Genomic DNA, 22,055 nt, shown 5'->3' on the forward strand with positions numbered 1-22,055 from the left:
TCCGGGTCGGGCGCCCGTCCGTGGGTGGTATCAGCCGCCTGCGGCAGGCGGGGTCTCCCCGGCGCCGGCGAGCTCGTCGGTGTGGAGGTCCTGGCGATCGAGTGTGCCGTTCCGGTACGCCTGACGGCCGACCATGTGGGCCGAGAGCGGCGCGGTGGCGAACTGGATGAGCATCACCGGCACGAGGAAGGCGGCGGCGGCCCACGACTCCAACTCGATGCCGACCGCGATGGCGATGAGAAGGAGCCCCAGCACCTGCGGCTTGGTCGCTGCGTGCAGACGGGTCGGCACGTCGCGGAAGCGCAGCAGACCGATCGCTGCGGTGAGGCACAGCAGGGCGCCGATGAGGATCAGCACGAGCGAGACGACGTGAAGGAGATCGCTCATTGCTCCGCTCCGTCCCTGCGTGCGACGAACCGGGCGATCGAGATCGACCCGAAGACGCCGACGGCCGCCACGATCAACAGCAGCAGCATCGTGCGGGTGTGCTGGTTCAGGGCCATCTCGGCACCGAGGGCGCAGATCAGAAGTGTCAGCAGGACATCGGATGCCACGGCCCGGTCGAGGATGGACGGCCCGATGATGATGCGCCACACCGTCAACAGCGCGGCGAGACCGAACACGGCGCCGATGACGAGCACGAGGACGGTGGTCATGCTGCCCCTCCTTCGCCGCGGCGGCCGGCATGCTCGACGTGCCGCTCCTGCGCCGCACGGACCGCGGCGAGCTGTGCCCGCGAACCGACCGCGCGGACGAGCCGAAGCTCCCACAGCTGCACCGCACGTCGATGGTGCTCCACCTCGGCGTCGCTGCGCACCCCGAGCACGTGCAGGTAGATGACCCGGCGGTCCCGATCCGTCTCGAGCACGAGCGACCCGGGGATGAGGGAGGCGGTCACGCCGACGTGCGCCATGATCAGGTCGTCGTCGGTCGCGAGCGGCACGGCGATGATGGCGACCCCGGGCTGTCGACGGGGGTCGAGAACCTGCCACGCCACGATGAGCGAGCCGCGCACGAGGGCGACGAGGAACTGCAGGACGAAGACGATCAGCCACCCCGGGTTGAGGCGGCCCGACAGTTCGACAGGCGGCAACCGGAAGACCACGGTCACGAAGATCGCGACGGCGATGCCCGTGACGAGCGCGAGAACGGTGAACTGCCCCCACAGCATCATCCAGACAGCGACGAGCCAGATGAAGAACGGGAGCTGTCGCCAGAACCCGGCGCGGGCGCTGCGGACGCTTGGCTTGCGGTCAGTCGCCACCCTCCACCTCCTCCTGTAACTGGGTCAGGCTGACGGGGTGCGGGAGAGCCTCGCCGATGCTCGCGCAGAGGCGGTACAGCGGCCCCGCGAAGACCGTCAGCGCGATGGTGGCCGCCACCATTCCCGCGGTGGCCGCGGTCATCACCCGCGGGATGGCCCGGCGCTGGGTCTGCACCCCAGAGGCGGGGGCGTCGCCGAGGTAAGCGATGCGGTCGGCGACATCGGGATCGTCGACCTGATCCTCGTCCTCCCGCCAGAACGCGAGGTTCCACGCGCGCATCAGGGCGTAGAGCGTCAGGAGCGAGGTGACGATACCGCCGACCATCATCACATACATGATCGGCGTGCCGACCTCGGCCGCCGCGTCGAAGAGCGCGTACTTACCGATGAAGCCGGAGAACGGCGGGAGCCCGCCGAGGTTGATGGCCGGAACGAAGTACAGGATCGCCAGCACGGGCGCCGCCCGCATGAGCCCCTTCACCTTGAGGATCGAGGTCGACCCCGCTCGCCGCTCGATGAGCCCCACCGCGAGGAACAGCGTCGTCTGCACGACGATGTGGTGGACCATGTAGTAGATCGTCGCGCCGAGCGCCTCGGCGGTGCCGACCGCGAGGCCGAACACCATGTAGCCGATGTGGCTGACGAGGGTGAACGAGAGGATGCGTTTGAGCTCCGCCTGCGCGACCGCGCCGAGGATGCCGACGACCATCGTCGCGAGTGCGACGATCAGCAGCAGGGTCGAGACGTCGCTCTCGCGGAAGATCTGCGTCTCGGTGCGGATCATCGCGTAGACGCCGACCTTCGTCAGCAGACCCGCGAAGACCGCCGTGACCGGAGCCGGCGCTGTCGGGTACGAGTCGGGGAGCCAGAACGAGAGCGGGAAGACGGCGGCCTTGATGCTGAAGGCGAGCAGCAGCATGAGGTGGAGCACGAGCTGCACCTCATCGGGCAGCTCTCCCATCCGGTCGGCCAGCTGCGCCATGTTGACGGTGCCGAGCGCCCCGTAGATCGCCGCGATCGCTGAGAGGAAGAGGATCGACGACACCAGCGAGACGACGATGTAGACGACGCCGGTGCGAATTCGGGATTCGGTGGAGCCGAGCGTGATGAGCACGTACGAGGCGACGAGCAGGATCTCGAATCCGACGTACAGGTTGAACAGGTCGCCGGCGATGAAGGCGTTGAAGATTCCCGCGCCGAGGATGAGGTATGACGGGTGGAAGATCGAGACCGGCGTCTCCTCATCGCCGTCGGCCGCACCCTGGCCGACGGAGAACAGGAGGACGGCGAGCAGCACGATGCTCGAGACCACGACGAGCAACGCAGCGAGGCGGTCGACGTAGAGGATGATCCCGAACGGGATCGGCCAGCCACCGACGGAGACCGCGAGCGGCACGCCCGTGGCATCCACCGAGTACAGGAGAACCGCGGCGACGACCGCGACGAGCGTGAGCGTCGTGATCGACACGCCGACCTGGACACGACGGCGACGGCCGAAGATCAGCGCGACGGCGGCACCGAGCAGCGGCAGGGCAACCAGCAGCGGGACGAGTGAGCTCATGTGTCTCCCCCCGGCCGGTTCGTCGGGGCGTCGTCGCGGAGTTCGGCGATGTCCTGTGCGTGCAGGATCACGATCGGCGAGGTCTCGGTGCCGATGAAGTCCGTGGTGGCATCGTCGTCCTCGTCGGTGATCTCGTCGTCCATGGTGTCTTCGTCGGCGGCGGCGCGCTCACGGACCTCGCGGTCGGCCTCATCGTCGACGACGGTGTCGGCCTGTCCGAGCTGCCACGAGCGGTAGATGAGCGCGAGCAGGAACGCCGACACCGCGAAGGTGATGACGATCGCGGTGAGGGACAGCGCCTGCGGCAGCGGATCGCTCAGCGTGTCAGGATCGTCCGCGGCACCGAAGAACGGCGCGATGCCGGGCTGACCCATCACGATCATCAGGAAGAGGTTCGCGGCGTTGCCCAGCAGGAGGAACCCGATGAGAACGCGGGTGAGGCTGCGCTCGAGCATGGCGTAGACACCCGCGGCGAACAGCGCGCCCATGATGATGACGAGGGTCAGCGAGACGGTCATGCGCCCACCCGCTCCCGGTTCGCCTGCGTCTGGCGGTCGACCTCGGCGCCGAGCGAGCGCAGCACGTCGAGCACGAGACCGATGACGACGAGGTAGACGCCGATGTCGAAGATCGTCGAGGTGACGAACTCCCCCTCCCCGATGATCGGCAGATCCCACGTCCAGTAGGTGCTCTGGAGCGGCGGGAGGCCGAACAGCAGCGGCACGACCGCGGTGCCGACGGCGATGAGCATGCCCGCGCCGAGCAGACGTCCGGCGTCGGTGGGCGCTGCCGCACCGAGCTCGTACCGGCCGCCTGCGACGTACCGCATGACGAGCGCCATGCCCGCGACGAGACCTCCCGCGAAGCCGCCGCCGGGGAGGTTGTGCCCCGCGAAGAGCAGGTAGATCGAGACGACGATGATCGTGTGGAAGAGCACCCGCACGATGACCTCGAGCATGAGGGAACGGTTCTCGGGCCTCACGTTCTGCCCACCGACCAGCCACGCCTGGCGGCTCCGTCCAGTGCTGGAGGTGCGCGGCCGCGGGCCATCGGCGGTCTCGATCAGTGGGCGGCGGAAGCGGATCGCCGCCGTCGGCAGAGAGGGTCGCTGCGAGAGCTTGTCCTCGCGGTTGGTGACGAAGACGAGGGATGCCACGCCGGTGGCGGCCAGGATGAGCACCGACAGCTCGCCCATCGTGTCCCAGCCACGGAGGTCGACGAGGGTGACGTTGACGACGTTCTTGCCGTGGCCGATTTCGTAGGCGAGGTCGGCCCAGCCGTCCGAGATGGGATCGGCGACGCGCGCGCCCGTCGCGATGAGGGCGATGACGGCCATCGTGATACCGACCGCGATGCCGAGGACGGCGCGCAGCACCGGCAGCACCGAGGCGTTGTGATCACCCATCCGGGCGGGAATCCGCCGGAGCACGAGGGCGAACGTGATGAGCGTCACCGTCTCGACGAGGATCTGGGTGAGCGCGAGATCGGGGGCGCCGCTGGTGGCGAAGAGGGCGACCATGCCGAGTCCGGTGACCGAGACGAGCACGACGCCGGTGTACCGCTTGCGGGCGCGGACGGCGACGAAGCCTGCGAGGATCATGATCGGCGCGACCACGATCTGCACGGGGCTCTGCCAGGCGTCGTACGCGATCTTCCATTCCGTGCTCGCGAGCAGGGCGGTCGCCTCCGCCGCGACGAACACGACGAAGATCGTGCCGACGTAGAAGGGCAGCGAGCCGCGCTGCGTGACGGTCGCCGTCCAGACCGAGGCCCGCGCGATCCCTCGGAGAGCCGCGTTGTACACGTCGTTGGCAGTGAAGGGCAGCACGCGTGATCCCCAGCCGGTGCGCCGCGCGAGCCAGAAGACGAGGGCGCCGAGGGCGATCGAACCGAGGGAGAGGAAGAGGGCCGGCTCCCATCCGTGCCAGAGCGCGAGGTGGTACGGCTTCGCGCCCTCGAGCGCAGGCGCCGTCTCCGCGTAGCCGATGAACGCGGCGTCCACGGCGGGAGCGGCGAACCCGGCGAGCAGGCTCAGCCCGCTCAGGACGACGGGGACCACCATGAAGCCGATCGGCGGGTCGGGCCACTCCGTCTTCGGGAGCGGTGCGCCATTGGCATCCTTCTTCGTCCAGAACGCACCCCACACGAAACGGATGCCGTACGCGGCTGTCAGAGCGGATCCGAGCAGGATGCCGATGAGCGGGACGACCGCGTCGCCGTCGAGGAAGGCCGTGAGCGCCGCTTCCTTCGCCACGAATCCGATCGTCGGTGCGACGCCCGCCATGGAGGCGATCGCGATGATGGAGAACGTCGCAAGGGTCGGCGCCTGCCGCCCGACCCCGGACAATTCGGCGATGTCACGGGTGCTCAGCTGGCGGTCGATGACGCCGACGACCAAGAAAAGCGCGGACTTGAAGAGCGCGTGCCCGACGAGGAGGGCCAGACCGGCGAGCGCGGAGGTGCGGTCGCCCCAGCCGAGGACGACGGTGAGCATGCCGAGCTGGCTCACCGTGCCGAACGCGAGGATGCGCTTCAGATCGGTCTCGCGGAGGGCCTGCAGTCCGCCGAGGAGCATCGTGAACAGACCCAGGACGACGACGATGGGACGCCAGGGCTCGGTCGCGGCGAAGGTCGGCGCGAAGCGGGCGATGAGGTAGATGCCGGCCTTGACCATAGCGGCCGCGTGCAGGTACGCGCTCACCGGGGTGGGCGCCGCCATCGCACCGGGCAGCCAGAAGTGGAACGGGAAGATCGCCGACTTGCTGAGCGCACCGACGAGGAGCATCACGAGCGCCGCATTCAGCAGGAACGCCTCGTCCCCCTCGAACCGCGGACCGGCGGCGAGCATCGCATCGATGCTGGTCGTGTTGTAGAGCACGACCAGCATGACCACGCCGATGAGCATCACGAGCCCGCCGAGGGTCGTCACGAGCAGCGCCTGCAGTGCGGCTCGGCGGCTGGGGCCCCGTCGGTGGTAGAAGCCGATGAGCAGGTAGGAGAGGACGCTCGTGACCTCCCACAGCATCACCAGGACGACGATGTCATCGGTGAGCACGAGCCCGTACATGGCACCGGCAAACGCGAGGAGGACGGCCGAGAACAGCCCGAGTCCTTCCTTCTTGCCCGCGAAGTACCAGCGGCAGTAGAGGAGAACGAGGGCTCCGATGCCGGTGACGATCAACGCCATCACCCAGCCGAGCACGTCCATGCGCATCGACAGCCCGATGTGAAGATTGGGGATCCAGGAATATGTCTCGAACGGGATATCACCCTCGATGACGCGCGGCCCCTGCAGCGCGGTGTGCACGAAGGCGACGACCGGAACGATCGCGGCGACCAGGAAGGTGCGAGATCCCCACCGGTCGACCAGTGCGGGAAGGATCAGCGGCACCAGGGCGAACGCGAAGAGGAGGATCAGCAACCTGGCCTCCTCAGAATTCGCGGGGGTCGAGAGATCCCAGTCTACCGATGAGCGGGCTATGGGTCGGCTGATCGATGACGATTGCCCGGATCAGCGGGCGCAGGTTGTGTTCCCCCGACGGAATGTGCACGTCAGGGTGAGGGATGCCGGTTCGCGGCCGTCCAGCATCGCGACGATGGCCTCCCCCGCCGCGCGCCCCTTCGCCGCCGCGTCCTGGACGAGCGTCGTGAGGCGGTAGGGCGCCAGGCCGTCGACCACGATGCCGTCGAATCCCGTCACGCTGAGGTCTTCGGGCACCCGGAGCCCCGCCTCCTCCGCGGCCCGGATCACGCCGGCGGCGAGCATGTCGCTCTGCGCGATGATCGCTGTCGGCCGCTCCCCCGACAGCAGCGCGCGACCGGCGGCGAGCCCCTCGTCGATCGAACTCTCCGCCGTCGCGTACGCGGGGGCGTCCGGGAAGGCGTCGCGCGCACCCCACAGCCGCTCGAGGGTTACATCGACCGTGATCTCGCTCTCTCGCGTGAGATAGCCGCGTTCGCGGGACCCGTCGCGCGGCAGGGTGACGATCGCGACATCCCGGTGCCCCAGCGACCGGAGGTGTTCGGCGGCCTGCCGCTGCGCCTCGCGGTTGTCGAGGAGCACGCGCGGGATGCCCTCCCCGGCATCGCCCTCGACGACGACGACCGGCAGTCCCCGGCCGCGGACCGTCTCGACGGACTCGCGCAGGATCTCGTTGCACCCGAGCAGGACGGCGGCGTCGATGGGAGCGGTCGTGAGGCTCGGAGCGCCCTCGGTGTGCCCGTCATCTCGCAGCAGGAGGATGCCGGCGCCGATCGGGGCCAGGGCGTCGCTGAGGTGGTCCATCATGATCGCGTTCACCGGGTCGCGGAACGCGGCGCCCAGCCGCTGACGGAAGAGCACCGCGACGATACCGGCACGTCCGGTGCGCAGCGACGCCGCACGTGGGTCCGGACCGGTGTACCCGAGCGCCTGGGCCGCGGCGACGACGCGTGCCCGGGTCGCGTCCGAGACGGAGACCTTGCCGCTGAAGACGACGGATGCCGTGGAGGCCGACACTCCGGCCTCGCGCGCGACATCGGCGATCGTTGCCCGGCGGGAGCCCATGAGTCGATCGTACCCGCTGAATCCTGCGGTTCGAATCGTTTCGGGAGGTTCGCTAAAGTGTCGAGGTGCAGACCTTCGCCCCGACCGCCCTCCTCCGCTGGCGTCTCGCCGTCTTCGCGATCTTCACCGCGAGCGGGTTGAGCATCGCCACCTGGGCCGCGCGGGTCCCCTCCATCAAGCTCGCCCTCGACATCGACAATGGGGCGGTCGGTCTGCTGCTGCTCGGCATGGGCGCGGCATCCCTCATCGGCCTGTCCTGCGCGTCGCTCATCGCCGCCCGCATCGGCACGCGACGCGGCATGCTCACCATGATGCTGATGCTCTCGGTAGGTGTGGCCCTCATCGGCGTCGGCACCGACCTCGTCGGCTCTCTGCCCGTCGTCCTCCTGGGCCTCGCCCTGTTCGGCTTCGGCAACGGCTGCCTCGACGTCCTCATGAACGTCGACGGCGCGGCCATCGAGGTCGAGGTCGGCAAGACGATCCTTCCCCTCTTCCACGCCTTCTTCAGTCTCGGCACGGTCATCGGTGCGGGCCTCGGCGCCGCGGCCGCGGGCGCCGGTGTCGGCGTCTTCCCGCACACGGTCGCCGTGGCCTGTGCGGTCGTCGTGATCGCCGTCGTGGCCTTCCTGTTCGTACCGCAGCGCACCTTCGGTTCGCCGGATGCCGCTGCCTCGGGCTGGAAGGAGCGCCTCACGGTCGCGCTCTCGGCATGGCGGGAGCCGCGCACCTACGTCCTGGGTGTCGTCATGCTCGGCATGGCGTTTGCCGAAGGCGGCGCCAACGACTGGATGGCGCTGGGCGTCAGCGAGGAGCACGGCGGCGGCGAGGCGCTCGGCGCGGTCGCACTCACCGTCTTCTCCGTCGCGATGACCGCCGTGCGTGTGATCGGCGGTCCGTTGGCCGACCGCTTCGGCCGCGTCGCGACCCTCCGAGTGCTGTCGATCACCGCCGCCGCCGGCATCCTGCTGTTCATCCTCGCGCCGAACATGCCACTGGTGTTCGTCGGCGCCGCGCTCTGGGGCATCGGCGCCTCGCTGGGCTTCCCCCTGGGCATGTCGGCTGCGGCCGATGACCCCGAGCACGCCGCGGCCCGTGTGAGTGCGGCATCCGCCATCGGCTACATCGCGTTCCTGTGCGGACCGCCGATCCTCGGCGTCATCAGCGACCACATCGGCCTGCTGAACACGCTGTACATCATCGTCGCGCTGGTCGTCGCGTCGGGCTTCGCCTCGGGGGCCGCGAAGCCGCTGCCCGGCACCCGCGGCACGTCCCACTGAGTCGGAGAGGCCGAACCGCGCGAGTCAGAACAGCGCGGGTCAGAACAGCCGCGGGGCCCCCGACTCGACACCCTTCATCTCGTCGTAGTCGAGCGTGACGCAGCGGATGCCGCGGTCGGTCGCGAGCACCTTCGCCTGCGGCTTGATCTCCTGCGCGGCGAACACGCCGGTCACAGGGGCGAGGTGCGGATCACGGCCGAGCAGCTCGAGGTAGCGGGTGAGCTGCTCGACGCCGTCGATGTCGCCGCGACGCTTCACCTCGACGGCGATCGTGCCGCCGTCCGGGTTACGGAGGAGGAGGTCGACGGGCCCGATGGCGGTCGGGAACTCGCGGCGGACGAGCGTGAGGTTCTCGCCGATGACGCCGACCTGCTCGGCCAGCAGACGCTGCAGGTCGGCTTCGACGCCGTCCTTGATGAGGCCGGGGTCGGTGCCGAGCTCGTGCGACGAGTCGTGCAGCACTTCGTACAGGCGCACGGTGAGCGCGTCGCCGGTCTTGGCATGCGTGACGCGCCACATCTCGACGACGTCGACGTCGTTCTCCTCGGGCTCGACGACCGTGAGGGTGCAGGGCGGGCTCATCCAGTTGAGCGGCGCGTGCTGCATGTCGCGGTGGAACGCGACGGTGCCGTCGGCCTTGATCATGATGAGGCGGGTCGCGAGCGGAAGGTGGGTGTTCAGTCGTCCGGTGTAATCGACGGAGCAACGGGCAACGATGAGACGCACCCCACCAGTCTCCCAGCATCCGCGGCGGTCGTCCTCCGCGGCATCCGTCGTCCTAGGCTGAGGGGATGACGACGCGCTCCCCCTGGTCCTGCATCCTCTGGGATGTCGACGGCACGATCGTGGACGCGTCGGAGGGGATCCTCGACCGGCTCACGCGCTGCCTGGCGCACTTCGGGCGGCCGGCACCGCAGCGTGCGGAGCTCGTCCACTGGATCGGGCCGCCGATGTTCGAGTCGTTCCAGAAGAACGTCGGGATGACGCCCGAGCAGGCGACCGAAGCCGTCGCTCACTACCGCTCGATCGGCAAGGCCGACGGCTACACCCGTGGCGCTCGGCTCTACCCGGAGATCGCGGAGCTGATCGCGGAGATCGCGGGCGCCGGCATCCCGCAGGCGACGGCGAGTTCGAAGCCGGAGATCCAGGTCGTGGCGCTCATGGAGCACTTCGGGCTGGACGAGCACCTGCAGGCCATGGCCGGTGCGACGCCGGATGAGAGGACTCTGGCCTCGAAGGCGGACATCGTCGCGGAGTCATTGCGACGACTGACCGCCGCGGGGGCGGACACGAGCCGCCCGATCCTCATCGGCGACCGGCATCACGACGTCGACGGCGGAGCGGCCAACGGTGTGCCGGTGATCTTCGTGCGGTGGGGCTTCAGCTGGCCCCACGAATCCGAGGGGGCGCAGGCGGCGGTCGACACGGTGGCCGACCTCCGCCGCCTGCTCCTCCTGTCAGACGAGGTCTGACAGATCTAAGTCAGACGCAGTGTCTGACCAAGCCTCAAAGGGGGCGGATGTTCTCCGCCTGCAGGCCCTTGGGGCCCTGTGCGATGTCGAACTCGACTCGCTGGTTCTCTTCCAGCGAGCGGTAGCCCGAGGACTCGATGGCGGAGTAGTGGGCGAAGACGTCGGCGCCGCCTTCATCGGGAGCGATGAAGCCGAAGCCCTTCTCCGAGTTGAACCACTTGACGGTACCGCTGACGCTCATGAACTGCCTTACTTCTTGATTGTGCCGACGACACGTGCGCCGGTCGCTCCCCAACTTAGCCGCCCAACCTGACCGTGTCTCCCCCTGTATCAGAAGGTGACGAAAACGTTGCGTGGCCGATACATGACCTGAGGGGCCGCGATCGAACCCGTCCGGGCGCCGACAGGGTGGCGATCCCGGCATCCACGCCATCGGCCGCGGCCAACCGCAGCGTGAACCCGGTGTCGAACAGAAGCCGCTCACGTTCGAGTCGCTCCGTCAGCGCTGCGCGCAGGCCGTGATCGCCACGGGGAGGCGCGTCCTGCAGGGCCCGAAGCGTCTCTGCCTGCAGGGCGTGCTTCCGTTGCAGCCACTCCGGGCCGAGATCAGGGAGGACGGGGCCGTCATCGATCCCGGCGGCCCGATGCCGCATCGGGCTCGAGGCGGGCGAGCTCGCGCACGTATGCGTCGGCGATCTCGCGGATCGGATCGGAGTCGCTCACGATCCCACTCTATGGACGTCTCACGCCGCGACTGAACGAGAGAAAAGTTATCTGAGGCGCGCGGGGCCACCGGATCCCTACACTACGAGCAGGAGGCACCATGTCGACGCTCACCTCGCTCCGCCAGCCCCAGCGCTCCCGACCGAACGGGCGGCTTTCACTCGTCGCCCTCACGGTCGCAGTCTCTCTTCTCGCGCCGATGCCGGCGGCCGCCTCGGCGCCAGCCGCCGACGGCTTCACCGCGCGCCCCTCGGCGGTGACGGAAGTGAAGGCGGTCGATGCGCAGTGGACCAGCAAGGGCGCGTCAGTCACGTTCGACTGGCCTGACGCGCAGCGCGCCGCGAAGTACGACGTCTACCTCTCCACGGATTACGACGGCATCGTACACATGACGTCGCCGACCACCTCGGTGACCGCCTCAAAAGTGACCCTCACAGGGCTCAAGGGGGACACCTCCTACACGGTGCGCGTCAACGCGACCAACAGCAAGGGTCGCGGGGTCACCTCCCCTCGCACGGTCCACAAGACGGTGAACGCCGATGATGCCGGTTATCCCTGGTATCCGACGAGACCTGACGGCGTGGGCACCGTGGTGTTCACGGACACCTCGTGGTCTGCCAAGACCGGAGCCACGCTGTCGATGGACTGGCCGGATGTCGCCCGTGCCACCGCGTATGAGGTCTTCGTGTCCACCAGCTTCGACGGCATCGTCGACATGACCGTCCCCACGGTCACCGTCCGTTCCTCAGCGGCGAAGGTCACCGGCCTCAAGCCGGGGACGAAGTACACCGTGCGTGTCGCCGCGACCAACAGCATCAGCCGCGGCTCCTACAGCGCCCGTGTGAAGCAGACCACGGCGACGGAGCTGACGGGCGGCTCGGGATGGCAAACCTCCCGCCCCGGCACGGTCGGCCTCCTCACGTTCACCGGGGCTTCGCTCACCCCGAAAGGAGCGACGCTGACCGTCGACTGGGACGATGTCCCGAATGCGACGAGCTACGTCGTGTTCGCTTCCACGAGCTATAACGGCCTTCTCAACGTGACGAAGCCTGCGGTGACCGTCACCGCCTCGGAGGCCACGATCACAGGCCTCAAGAAGGGGACGAATTACTTCGTCCGTGTGGCCGCTGCCAACAACGTCGGGCGGGGGCCGGCATCGGCCCGCGTGGGTCATGCGACCATCGCGGGCGAGGCGAAGATCGCTCCCGGCACGGCCGAATACTCATTGGCCACCTGGAACGTGTGCTCCAACGTCTGCGCGAACTGGGGCACTCGCAAGGGCATCATCGACCGGCAGATTCGGGAGATGGCGCCGAACATCATCGCGCTGCAGGAAGCGTCGAAATACACCAAGGCGCCGGCTGGCTACGCCTTCGTCGTCAACGACCAGAACGACATCCTCGTGCGCAAAGGTGTCTTCGGAAAGGTCGCGGCGAACAAGAAGGGCAAGACCACCGGGTCTGCCACCTTCGCATCGAAGCACTCCGAGGCGGGGCACGGTGTCGACTGGGCTGCGCTGCGCCACCGCAGTGGCCGATACATGGTCGTCTTCAATGCGCACCTGACCACGGGCACGACGAAGGCGCAGATCAAGCAACGCGAATACGAGGCCTCGAAACTCGCCGATATCGTCGGCTCGACCATGCGTGCCCTGGGCACCTCGCACGGCACGAATCTGCGGAACGCGAGCGTGGCGATCCTCGGAGACATCAACACGAGCAAGTCGACGGGCGGCGACGCGACGCTGTCGGTGCTGAAGAAGCGCGGCTGGTACGACGCGTTCGACCAGGCACGCTCGCTCACACGCCAGCACCACAACTCCGCGAACCCTGACCTGTTGACGACGCCGGTCCTCGGCGTGACGTGGGGCGCCCAAGTGGACAAGGTCCTCGTCAAGCCGTCGCGGACGGTCGTCACCTCATGGGCGCACGCCGGAAAGATGAACGGCAAGAACTACGCGACGCCGCTCGCGTCCGACCACTTCCCGATCCTGGTGAAGGGCTACTTCCGCTGAGGTCCAGGAACGACGAAGCCGGTCGGGGCTCTCGCCACCGACCGGCTTCGTACCTGCGCTTCCACACAGATTCTCTCTGTGCGCGAGGGGGGAGTTGAACCCCCACGCCCTTTCGGGCACTGGCACCTGAAGCCAGCGCGTCTGCCTATTCCGCCACTCGCGCGAACCCGCGTCTCCGCAGGATCAACTTTCCGAGGATATCATGGCGCGAGCCGGTCGGAGAATCGCCCCCAAATCCCATTCCCGCGACCCTGCCAGGGTCTGCAACTAGCATGTACGCACCGGTCCAGACTGCCTGAGGAGCCCCGTGGGACTACTAGACAGCTTCGAGAAGGGGATCGAACGCGCCGTGAACGGTGCGTTCGCGAAGACCTTCCGCAGCGGCGTCCAGCCCGTCGAGATCGCCTCCGCCCTGCGCAGCGAGCTCGACGCGAAGGCCGCCGTGGTCTCGCGTGACCGCATCCTCGTGCCGAACACCCTCGCGGTCCGGCTCGCTCCCGCGGACCACGAGCGCATGCTCGCGATCGGCAGCGCTCTCGACACCGAGCTGAAGCAGCTCGTCGAGACGCACGCCCGTGCCCAGAACTACAGCTTCGCCGGCCCGGTCTCGATCACCCTGAACGCCGACGAGAAGCTCTCCACCGGGACGGTCCGGGTCGACTCCCGTTCCGCGGCCGCCGCCGAGGTCTCGTGGCAGGGCGTCGTGGAGATCGACGGCACGCAGCATCCGCTCGTGAAGAGCCGCACCGTCATCGGGCGCGGATCGGATGCCGACATCACGATCCCCGACGCGGGCACCAGCCGCCGCCACGTGGAAATCCTGTGGGACGGACAGCGCGCGATGGTGCGCGACATGGGGTCGACCAACGGCACCGAACTCAACGGCCAGAAGGTCTCGGAGGCCGCGCTGCCTCCCGACTCCGTCGTGACGATCGGCCGAACCCGCATCACATTCCGTGTCGTCGCGAAGGCGCCGCGCACCCCGTCTCGGTCCGCCGACGACGCGACTCGCATGTTCGACCTCGGAGGCAACGCGTGAGTGAACTGACCCTGCTTCTGCTGCAGATCGGCTTCCTGATCCTGCTGTGGTTCTTCGTCTTCGCTGTCGTGTACTCCCTTCGCGCCGACCTGTTCGGGGTGAAGGTGCGCCGGATGCCGGAACCCGCCCCCGCGGCCGCTCCCGGCCCCATCGCGACGGCGCCCGCCAACGCGGAGACCTCGCTCGTGACCCCCATCGCCCAGCGGCCGGCACCTTCCGGACCGCAGAAGGCCACCGTCGGCACCGTGTCGCGGATCGTCATCACGAGCGGCCCGAAGGCGGGTCTGGAACTGCCCCTCGGCGACGAACCGCTCACCATCGGACGATCGAGCGAGTCGGGTCTGGTCATCCGCGACGACTACACGTCCAGTCACCACGCACGCCTCGTGCTGTGGGGGGAGCAGTGGATGGTGCAGGACCTCGACTCCACCAACGGCACGTGGCACGACGGCGAGCGCGTCGCGTCTCCGGTCCCGGTGATCGTCGGCGCCCCGATCAAGGTCGGCGCCACGACCTTCGAGCTGCGGAAGTAACGGCACGCAGCAATGGTCTTCGAGGGCTCGAGCGCCGCCATCTCGCATACCGGGAAGGTCCGCTCCAACAACCAGGATTCGGGCTTCTGCGGCTCGAACCTCTTCATGGTGGCCGACGGCATGGGCGGGCACGCCGGCGGTGACATCGCCTCGAGCATCGCGGTCCACCACCTGAAGTCCCTCGACCACCCGTTCCCGACCCCGGCGGAGGCCGAGCGCGAGCTTCGCGAGTCGATCACGGATGCCGCGCACATCCTCGTCGACACGGTCGCCGAGCGCCCCGAGCTCGCCGGCATGGGCACGACCGTGAGCGCGCTCTTGATGGTCGATGAGTATGCGGTGATCGCGCACATCGGCGACTCCCGCGTGTATCTGTTCCGCGATGACGTGCTCACCCAGATCACCACCGATCACACCTTCGTGCAGCGCCTCGTTGACTCCGGGCGCATCACCCCCGAAGAGGCCAGGTACCACCCCCGCCGGTCGGTCCTGATGCGCGTGCTCGGCGACATGGCGACCGATCCCGACGTCGACGCGTTCATCATGCAGACCCAGCCGGGCGACCGCTGGCTGATCTGCTCGGACGGCCTGTGCGGCGTCGTGGAGGATACCGCGACCGCCAAGGTGCTCCGCCAGGACCTCGCTCCGGGCCGGACCGCCGACCTCCTCCTCAAGCACGCCCTCGACGCCGGCGCCCCCGACAACGTGACCATCGTCCTGGTCGACGTGGGTGGCCGCCACCCCATGTTCAGCGGCACCGCCACGATCGTCGGCTCGGCCTCCAATCCGAAGGGGATGGAGATCGTAGCCGAGCGGCCGGCGCGCACCGGCTGGTTCCAGACGAGCCGGCAGGCCGCCAACGAGCCGACCCACTTCGAACCCGCCGCCGAGTACCTCGAGGAGCTCATCGAGGAGGACCGGCGCCGCGCCCGCCGGCGTCGCGCATGGTGGTTCGTCGGATTCATCGCCATCGTCCTGGCGATCGCCGCGGCGTGCTTCCTCGCCTACTCGTGGACGCAGACGCGGTACTTCATCGGCGCCGACGAGGACAGCGTCGTCATCTACCGCGGCATCCAGCAGGACATCGGGCCGATCTCCCTGTCCACGCCGTACGACGACACCGGCATCATGATCGCCGATCTTCCCGCCTACCAGCGCCTGTCCGTCGAGCAGACGATCACGGCCCGCTCACTCGAGCACGCCGAGGCGATCGTCGACAACCTCCGTCTGCAGGGAGCGCCATGACCGCGCAACTCGAGACCGACACCACCGTCATCAAGGCACTCCGCAAGCTCCGGATGCCGGCGACGCAGCGCAATCGCGAACTCGGCCTGCTGGTGTTCGCCCTCATCATCACGACCGCCGCGGTCGTGCTGGTCCAGCTCGGAGCCCGCGGCGAGATCGACCCGACCTTCCTGACGTACTGCGGCGGACTCGCGGTGCTCTCGCTGGCGCTGCACATCGTCAACCGCTTCTGCGCCCGTGACGCCGACCCGTTCGTCGTGCCCATCGGCACGCTCCTCACAGGGCTCGGCATCGCGATGATCTACCGCCTCGACATCGCCGACGAAGTCAGCGGATGGTCGTCGCTCGGCCTGCGCCAGCTGGCCTGGGCGACACTCGCGGTGCTCGGTGCGATCGTGGTGGTCATCTTCCTCCGCAACTACCGCGTGCTCTTCCGGTACACCTACCTCTTCGGCGTCGGTGGCATCCTGCTGCTGCTGCTCCCGTTCGTCCCTGGCCTGGGCGTGGAGGCCGGCGCGGACGTCTGGGTGTCGATCGGTGGCGTGTTCTCCTTCCAGCCGGGTGAGCTCGCGAAAATCTGCCTCGCAATCTTCTTCGCCGGCTACCTCGTACGCACGCGCGAGGCGCTCACCTCCGTCGGCACAAAGTTCCTCGGGATCACCTGGCCCAAGGCGCGCCAGCTCGGACCGCTCCTCGTGATCTGGGCGATCTCGATGGGCATCATCGTCCTCCAGCGCGACCTCGGCACCGGCATCCTCATCTTCGGCATGTTCGTCGCGACCCTCTACGTCGCCACCGGGAAGACCAGCTGGGTCATCATCGGCGTGGTGCTGGCGGTCTCCGGTGCCCTCGCCGCCGCTCGCGTTCTGCCGTACGTCGGCGCCCGCTTCGACAACTGGCTCGACGCGTTCAACCCGGCCTACGTCAACGGAAGCAGCTACCAGCTCGTGTCCGGGATCTTCGGTCTCGCGCACGGCGGCCTCATCGGCACCGGGTGGGGCCTCGGCCGCCCCGACCTGACGCCGCTCGCGCACAATGACTACATCCTGCCGAGCCTGGGTGAGGAGCTGGGCCTCGTCGGGGTGTTCGCGGTCCTCGCGCTCTACATGGTGTTCGTGAGCCGCGGCATCCGTGTCGGCATCGCCGGCCAGGATGACTTCGGCAAGCTGCTCGCGACGGGCCTGTCGTTCACCCTCGCGCTCCAGGTGTTCATCATGGTCGGCGGCGTGACCCGCCTCATCCCGCTCACAGGGCTCACGATGCCGTTCCTCGCGGCGGGAGGCTCGTCGCTCATCGCGAACTTCCTGATCATCGCCATCCTGCTGCGCATCTCCGACGCCGTCCGCTCTCGTCCCCGGGTGGTGATCGGATGACCAAGCAGCTCCGCAGACTCAGCGTCGTCGTGCTCCTGATGTTCATCAGCCTGTTCGCCGCGACCAGCTGGATCCAGGTCGCCATTGCGCCCGAACTCGCCGAGAACCCCGAGAACCGCCGCTCGCTCTACGACTCCTACGAGGTGCAGCGCGGCACGATCTTCGCCGGCGGTACCGCGATCGCCTCTTCCGTGCCGAGCGACGACGTGTACAGCTGGTCGCGCACGTATCCGGATGCCGAGATGTGGGCGCCCGTGACCGGTTTCATCAACCCGGTGCTCCGCTCATCGACCGGTCTGGAGCAGGCGATGAGCGCCGCCCTGGCCGGCACCGGCAGCCAGCAGTTCCTCACCCGTGTGGAGCAGATCATCAGCGGCGCCCCGGCGCGCGGATCGAACGTGCTGCTGTCCCTCGACCCCGACGTGCAGAAAGTCGCCTTCGACGCGCTGTCGGGGATGGAGGGCGCTGTCGTCGCCATCCAGCCCGACAGCGGTCGCATCCTGGCGCTCGCGACCAGCCCGAGCTACGACACCAATCTGCTCGCGTCGCACAACAGCTCCCAGGTCAACGCCGCCTACCAGGAGCTCGTGGACGACCCGCTCGACCCGCTCTTCAACCGTGCGATCGCGGGCGACCTCGATCCGCCGGGCTCGACGTTCAAACTCGTCGTCACCGCCGCCGCCCTCGCATCGGGTGAGTACACCCCCGAATCCACGTTCGACAACCCGGCGCAATTCCGCCTTCCCGGCACGGACAACATGCTCCACAACTTCGACCGCGGCACCTGCGGGCCGGGCGAGCAGACGACCCTCGAAACGGCGCTGCGCCTCAGCTGCAACATCCCGTTCGCGATGCTCGCCCTCGAGCTCGGCGACGACGCGATCCGCGAGCAGGCGGAGAAGTTCGGCTTCAACTCCGGCTTCGAGGTTCCCCTCTCCGTCACCGCGTCGAAGTACCCCGAGGGCTTCGATGAGCCGCAGACCGCGCTGAGCGGTCTCGGACAGAGCGACGTGCAGGCGACGCCTCTCCAGATCGCGATGGTCGCAGCCGGGATCGCCAACGACGGCGTCGTGATGAACCCCCGCATGGTCGACCGGGTCGTGGCATCCGATCTGACCGTGCAGGACGAGCCCGCCGACTCCGAGTACGGCACGGCGATGACGCCGGAGGACGCCGAGACGCTGACGCAGCTGATGGTCGCCAATGTCGAAAACGGCGCCGCGAGCGGTGCGAGAATAGACGGTGTCGACGTGGCGGGGAAGACCGGCACGGCGGAGCACAACCCGGGGGATCCGTTCACGCTGTGGTTCACCGGGTTCGCGCCCGCGGATAACCCTGAGGTCGTCGTTGCGGTGATGGTGCAGAACGGTGGAGGGCTCGGCCAAGAGGGCACGAGCAGTGGGATCGCGGCCCCCATCGCGAAACGAGTGATTGAGGCGGTGCTGAGCGAATGAGACCCACTCAGGGTGTGAGCTTCGGTGGACGGTACGAGTTGGATTCTCGCATCGCCATCGGCGGCATGGGCGAGGTCTGGGAAGCGACCGATCACGTCATCGGCCGTACCGTCGCGATCAAGATCCTCAAGGACGAGTACATGGGCGACCCGGGCTTCCTGGAGCGCTTCCGCGCCGAGGCCCGTCACGCCGCGCTCGTCAACCACGAGGGCATCGCCAGCGTGTTCGACTACGGCGAGGAGAACGGCTCCGCGTTCCTCGTGATGGAGCTCGTACCCGGTGAGGCGCTCTCCACGATCCTCGAGCGCGAGGGTCAGCTCTCGACCGAGAAGACCCTCGACATCGTCGCGCAGACGGCGTCGGCGCTTCAGGCAGCCCACGCGGCCGGCCTCGTCCACCGCGACATCAAGCCCGGAAACCTCCTCATCACGCCCGATGGGCGCGTGAAGATCACCGACTTCGGCATCGCCCGCATCGCCGACCAGGTGCCGCTGACCGCGACCGGCCAGGTCATGGGCACGGTGCAGTACCTCTCGCCCGAGCAGGCCTCGGGGCACGCCGCATCCCCCGCGACCGACATCTACTCCCTCGGCATCGTCGCGTACGAGCTGCTCGCCGGGCGCCGCCCGTTCACGGGTGAGTCGCAGGTGGCGATTGCGATGGCGCAGATCAACGACACCCCGCCGCCCCTTCCGGAGGCGATCTCCGAGCCCGTGCAGCGCTTCGTGATGAGCATGATCGCGAAGAAGCCCGAAGACCGACCCGCCTCGACGTCCGCCGTCGCCCGCGCAGCAACCGCACTGCGTCGCGGTGATGTCGCCGGTGCCGCAGCGATCGTGCCCGCCATCGCCGACGCGAACTCGGACGACGAGTTCACCCAGCTGCTGACGGCGGCCGGTGCGACCGGCGCAGCGACGCGGATCCTCCCCACGACGGCATCGGTGCCCGAAGCCGGGGCGGCGGCCGCGGCGAGCCGCACCGACGAGCCCGCTCCGCGCAAGAAGAAGCGCAGCCCGTGGACCTGGCCGCTCATCGCGCTCATCGCGCTCCTCGCCGTGGTCCTCGTGGGTACGGTCATCGCGCTCACCTCACCTCCGCCCGCGGAGGAGCCGGAGCCCACCACCTCCAGCCCCGCGCCCCGGCCGAGCAGCCCATCGCCGACGCCCGCCGAGGCAGCGCCGACGTCCGGCAACCCCGGAGCGCTCGACCTCGAGGGCAAGACCTGCGACGACGCGACCGCCATCCTCGCCGAGAACGACTTCGACAACGTCGTCTGCGAGCGCGGTCGCGCGGCGAGCACGAGCGAAGAGGAGGGGCTCGTCTACGCCGTCGACCCGACCGGGAACGTCGAGTTCTCCCGTCAGATCACGCTGTCGTACTACGACGCCGTGACCCCGATGCAGATCCCGGAGACCCCGAGCCTGCAGGGCCTGAACGCTGACGGCACCGCTACCGCGGGCTCGACCGTCGATGTGGTGTGGAGTGCTTTCCCCTGCCCCTCGGGCACGACCGCGGGCAGCTACACGTTCACTCTCAGCGACGGCATCTTCGCCGACACCGGGGAGTCGACGGGCAGCTTCAGCATCGACGATCGTCCGCTGGCCGTCGTCGCCGCCGATGAAGGATTCCTCGCGGTCACCTACACTGTCACCTGCATGGATGGGGACGACGAACGCACGTCCGAGTCGTCGAGCGAGGCTTCGGCATCCATCACTCCTGCCGCTGAGCCCGCGCCCGAGGAGAGCCCGGCGCCGGAAGAGGGCCAGGGCTGATCGCACGTCCAGGTCGCTCCCTGAAGGGCTCGGATAGGCTTGCCCGCATCCAGTCCTGGGAGTGATGTGTCCGCTGAATCACGCGTGCTGTCCGGCCGCTACCGGGTCGATGACCTCATCGGCCGCGGCGGCATGGCCTCGGTGTACCGTGGCGAGGACCTCACGCTCGGCCGGGCCGTCGCGATCAAGATCCTCGACCCCTCGCTCGCGGCGGACGGAGCCTTCCGAACCCGCTTCCGCCTCGAAGCCCAGTCGGCGTCGAGGATGTCGCACCCCGCGATCGTCCGGGTCTTCGACGCCGGGGAGGACACCCGCACCGACCCCGACGGATCCACTCACCCCGAGCCCTACATCGTCATGGAGTTGGTCAACGGCCGCCTCCTGAAGGACATCGTGGCGGAGGGTCCGCTCTCGGTGGCCGATGCCCTGCGCCTGACCGACGGCATCCTCGAGGCCCTCGAGTATTCGCATCGCGCCGGCGTCGTGCACCGCGACATCAAGCCGGGCAACGTGATGGTGACGGATGCCGGTCAGGTGAAGGTCATGGACTTCGGCATCGCCCGTGCGGTGTCGGACTCCTCCTCGACGGTCGCCGAGACGACGTCGATCATCGGCACCGCTTCGTACTTCTCCCCTGAGATGGCCAAGGGCGATCCCGTCGACGCCCGTGCGGACATCTACTCGGCGGGCATCGTGCTCTACGAACTCCTCACCGGCCAGCCGCCGTTCCGTGGAGAGAATGCGATCGCGGTCGCCTACCAGCATGTGAGCGAAGCGCCTGTGCCGCCTTCCGAAGTGAGCGAAGCCGTTCCCCGCGGGCTCGACGCGATCGTCCTCCGCGCGCTCGCGAAGGATCCGTTCCAGCGCCCGCAGACTGCGGCTGCGTTCCGCGAAGCGCTGACCGCTGCCGCAGGCGGGCGCGCGCCCAGCAAGCGGAAGGTCGATGCGCTCAGCCACGAGCTGTACGGACCCGACCCCCGCCAGGCCGCCGAGACGGCGCGGTCGCTTCGGCAGCTGAGCAGCGACGAGACGATGCGCCGCACCCAGGCGGGCCCTCCCGTGGCGTGGGTCTGGGCCGGCATCGCGCTACTCGCGGTGCTGCTCGTGTCTGTCTTCATCTGGGTGAGCGCCTTCCGCCCCGCGGGGGAAGAGGTCACCCCGAACGCTCTCATCGTTCCCGACGTCGGCACGATGACGTGGGATCGCGCGGAAGAGGTGCTCACCGACGCCGGTTTGCAGTACCGCCGCACCGTGGAGCCCAGCGCGGACGTAGTCGAGGAGTCGGTCATCCGCACCAACCCCGTCGCGGGGACGAGCGTCGCGGCTGACGACGAGATCGTCGTCTACGTCTCGAGCGGCGTCGAGACAGTGGCGGCACCGCCGCTGGAGTCGTTGACGCTGAAGGAGGCGACCGACGCCCTGGAGGATGCCGGTCTCTCGCTCGGCGCTGTGAGTCGGCGGAGCGATCCCGATCTCACGAAGGACACCGTCATCAGCGCATCCGTCGATGACGTGCTGATCTCGACCTCAGACGAGATCCCCGAGGGCACCGCGGTCGACCTCGTGATCGCGACGGGCACCGTGACGGTGGAGGATTTCGCGCTGAACTACACCGCGAAGAAGGCCGAGGAGATCCTGGAGTCCGACGATTACGGGCTCACGGCGATCATCGAAGAGGACCCGGCCTGCCCGGGCACCGACCCCCCGATGGTCAAAGCGCAGTCGCTGGTGGGCGACGTTCCCGTGCACTCGGAGATCACCCTCACCGTCTGCAGCGGCTGA

General features: G+C 68.5%; 19 protein-coding genes and 1 tRNA gene. 10 read left to right on the forward strand and 10 right to left on the reverse strand.

Annotated elements, in window-relative coordinates:
• Positions 1-30: 30 nt before the first annotated feature.
• From mnhG to ACHFGS_RS01340, 7 genes are all read right to left on the reverse strand, one after another.
• Positions 31-387 (reverse strand): monovalent cation/H(+) antiporter subunit G, encoded by a 357-nt coding sequence (gene mnhG, locus ACHFGS_RS01310; protein ID WP_394280186.1) that lies wholly within the window; start codon positions 385-387, stop codon positions 31-33.
• On the reverse strand, positions 384-656 hold the full coding sequence (locus tag ACHFGS_RS01315; RefSeq protein WP_394280187.1) for a monovalent cation/H+ antiporter complex subunit F: 273 nt from the start codon (positions 654-656) through the stop codon (positions 384-386). The genes mnhG and ACHFGS_RS01315 overlap by 4 nt, the downstream gene beginning before the upstream one ends.
• Positions 653-1,264, reverse strand: coding sequence for a Na+/H+ antiporter subunit E (locus ACHFGS_RS01320; protein ID WP_394280188.1), 612 nt, complete (start codon positions 1,262-1,264; stop codon positions 653-655). Before ACHFGS_RS01320 ends, ACHFGS_RS01315 begins: the two co-directional genes overlap by 4 nt.
• Complete coding sequence (locus ACHFGS_RS01325; protein WP_394280189.1) at positions 1,254-2,825, reverse strand: Na+/H+ antiporter subunit D; 1,572 nt, start codon at positions 2,823-2,825, stop codon at positions 1,254-1,256. The genes ACHFGS_RS01320 and ACHFGS_RS01325 overlap by 11 nt, the downstream gene beginning before the upstream one ends.
• Positions 2,822-3,343: a Na(+)/H(+) antiporter subunit C gene (locus ACHFGS_RS01330; protein ID WP_394280190.1), complete on the reverse strand. Its 522-nt coding sequence runs from the start codon at positions 3,341-3,343 to the stop codon at positions 2,822-2,824. The genes ACHFGS_RS01325 and ACHFGS_RS01330 overlap by 4 nt, the downstream gene beginning before the upstream one ends.
• Positions 3,340-6,246: a Na+/H+ antiporter subunit A gene (locus ACHFGS_RS01335; protein WP_394280191.1), complete on the reverse strand. Its 2,907-nt coding sequence runs from the start codon at positions 6,244-6,246 to the stop codon at positions 3,340-3,342. The genes ACHFGS_RS01330 and ACHFGS_RS01335 overlap by 4 nt, the downstream gene beginning before the upstream one ends.
• 90 nt (positions 6,247-6,336) lie before the next feature.
• Positions 6,337-7,371: a LacI family DNA-binding transcriptional regulator gene (locus ACHFGS_RS01340; protein WP_394280192.1), complete on the reverse strand. Its 1,035-nt coding sequence runs from the start codon at positions 7,369-7,371 to the stop codon at positions 6,337-6,339.
• Positions 7,372-7,436: 65 nt separating this feature from the next.
• Between ACHFGS_RS01340 and ACHFGS_RS01345 the strand changes: the two genes are divergently transcribed.
• A complete protein-coding gene (locus ACHFGS_RS01345; protein ID WP_394280193.1) occupies positions 7,437-8,648 on the forward strand; it encodes an MFS transporter in 1,212 nt (403 codons plus the stop codon).
• Positions 8,649-8,687: 39 nt separating this feature from the next.
• Here the strand turns inward: ACHFGS_RS01345 and nucS are convergent, their stop codons facing one another.
• The gene (nucS, locus tag ACHFGS_RS01350; protein WP_394280194.1) at positions 8,688-9,374 is read right to left on the reverse strand and encodes an endonuclease NucS; all 687 of its coding nucleotides are present in this window, start codon (positions 9,372-9,374) and stop codon (positions 8,688-8,690) included.
• Positions 9,375-9,439: 65 nt separating this feature from the next.
• Here nucS and ACHFGS_RS01355 point away from each other — a divergent pair, with 65 nt between their 5' ends.
• Positions 9,440-10,120: an HAD hydrolase-like protein gene (locus ACHFGS_RS01355; protein ID WP_394280195.1), complete on the forward strand. Its 681-nt coding sequence runs from the start codon at positions 9,440-9,442 to the stop codon at positions 10,118-10,120.
• Positions 10,121-10,154: 34 nt separating this feature from the next.
• Here the strand turns inward: ACHFGS_RS01355 and ACHFGS_RS01360 are convergent, their stop codons facing one another.
• Positions 10,155-10,361 carry a cold-shock protein gene (locus ACHFGS_RS01360; protein ID WP_064002832.1) on the reverse strand — a complete coding sequence of 69 codons (207 nt, stop codon included), beginning with the start codon at positions 10,359-10,361 and terminating at the stop codon, positions 10,155-10,157.
• Between the two features lie 582 nt (positions 10,362-10,943).
• On the opposite strand from ACHFGS_RS01360, the gene ACHFGS_RS01365 reads away from it, so the two are divergent.
• Positions 10,944-12,857, forward strand: coding sequence for a fibronectin type III domain-containing protein (locus ACHFGS_RS01365; protein ID WP_394280080.1), 1,914 nt, complete (start codon positions 10,944-10,946; stop codon positions 12,855-12,857).
• Positions 12,858-12,936: 79 nt separating this feature from the next.
• Here ACHFGS_RS01365 and ACHFGS_RS01370 read toward each other — a convergent pair.
• A tRNA-Leu gene (locus ACHFGS_RS01370) sits at positions 12,937-13,020 on the reverse strand.
• Between the two features lie 144 nt (positions 13,021-13,164).
• Here ACHFGS_RS01370 and ACHFGS_RS01375 point away from each other — a divergent pair.
• From ACHFGS_RS01375 to pknB, 7 genes are all read left to right on the forward strand, one after another.
• Positions 13,165-13,896 (forward strand): FhaA domain-containing protein, encoded by a 732-nt coding sequence (locus ACHFGS_RS01375; protein WP_394280079.1) that lies wholly within the window; start codon positions 13,165-13,167, stop codon positions 13,894-13,896.
• A complete protein-coding gene (locus tag ACHFGS_RS01380; protein WP_394280078.1) occupies positions 13,893-14,429 on the forward strand; it encodes an FHA domain-containing protein in 537 nt (178 codons plus the stop codon). Before ACHFGS_RS01375 ends, ACHFGS_RS01380 begins: the two co-directional genes overlap by 4 nt.
• A 12-nt stretch (positions 14,430-14,441) precedes the next feature.
• Complete coding sequence (locus ACHFGS_RS01385) at positions 14,442-15,674, forward strand: PP2C family protein-serine/threonine phosphatase (protein WP_394280077.1); 1,233 nt, start codon at positions 14,442-14,444, stop codon at positions 15,672-15,674.
• Positions 15,671-17,047 (forward strand): FtsW/RodA/SpoVE family cell cycle protein, encoded by a 1,377-nt coding sequence (locus ACHFGS_RS01390; protein ID WP_394280076.1) that lies wholly within the window; start codon positions 15,671-15,673, stop codon positions 17,045-17,047. The genes ACHFGS_RS01385 and ACHFGS_RS01390 overlap by 4 nt, the downstream gene beginning before the upstream one ends.
• The gene (locus ACHFGS_RS01395; protein WP_394280075.1) at positions 17,044-18,501 is read left to right on the forward strand and encodes a peptidoglycan D,D-transpeptidase FtsI family protein; all 1,458 of its coding nucleotides are present in this window, start codon (positions 17,044-17,046) and stop codon (positions 18,499-18,501) included. The genes ACHFGS_RS01390 and ACHFGS_RS01395 overlap by 4 nt, the downstream gene beginning before the upstream one ends.
• On the forward strand, positions 18,498-20,273 hold the full coding sequence (locus ACHFGS_RS01400; RefSeq protein WP_394280074.1) for a protein kinase: 1,776 nt from the start codon (positions 18,498-18,500) through the stop codon (positions 20,271-20,273). The genes ACHFGS_RS01395 and ACHFGS_RS01400 overlap by 4 nt, the downstream gene beginning before the upstream one ends.
• A 66-nt stretch (positions 20,274-20,339) precedes the next feature.
• Positions 20,340-22,055 carry a Stk1 family PASTA domain-containing Ser/Thr kinase gene (gene pknB, locus ACHFGS_RS01405; RefSeq protein WP_394289077.1) on the forward strand — a complete coding sequence of 572 codons (1,716 nt, stop codon included), beginning with the start codon at positions 20,340-20,342 and terminating at the stop codon, positions 22,053-22,055.

The sequence above is a fragment of the Microbacterium sp. genome (genome assembly GCF_043427715.1).
In the GTDB taxonomy this organism is placed as follows: domain Bacteria; phylum Actinomycetota; class Actinomycetes; order Actinomycetales; family Microbacteriaceae; genus Microbacterium.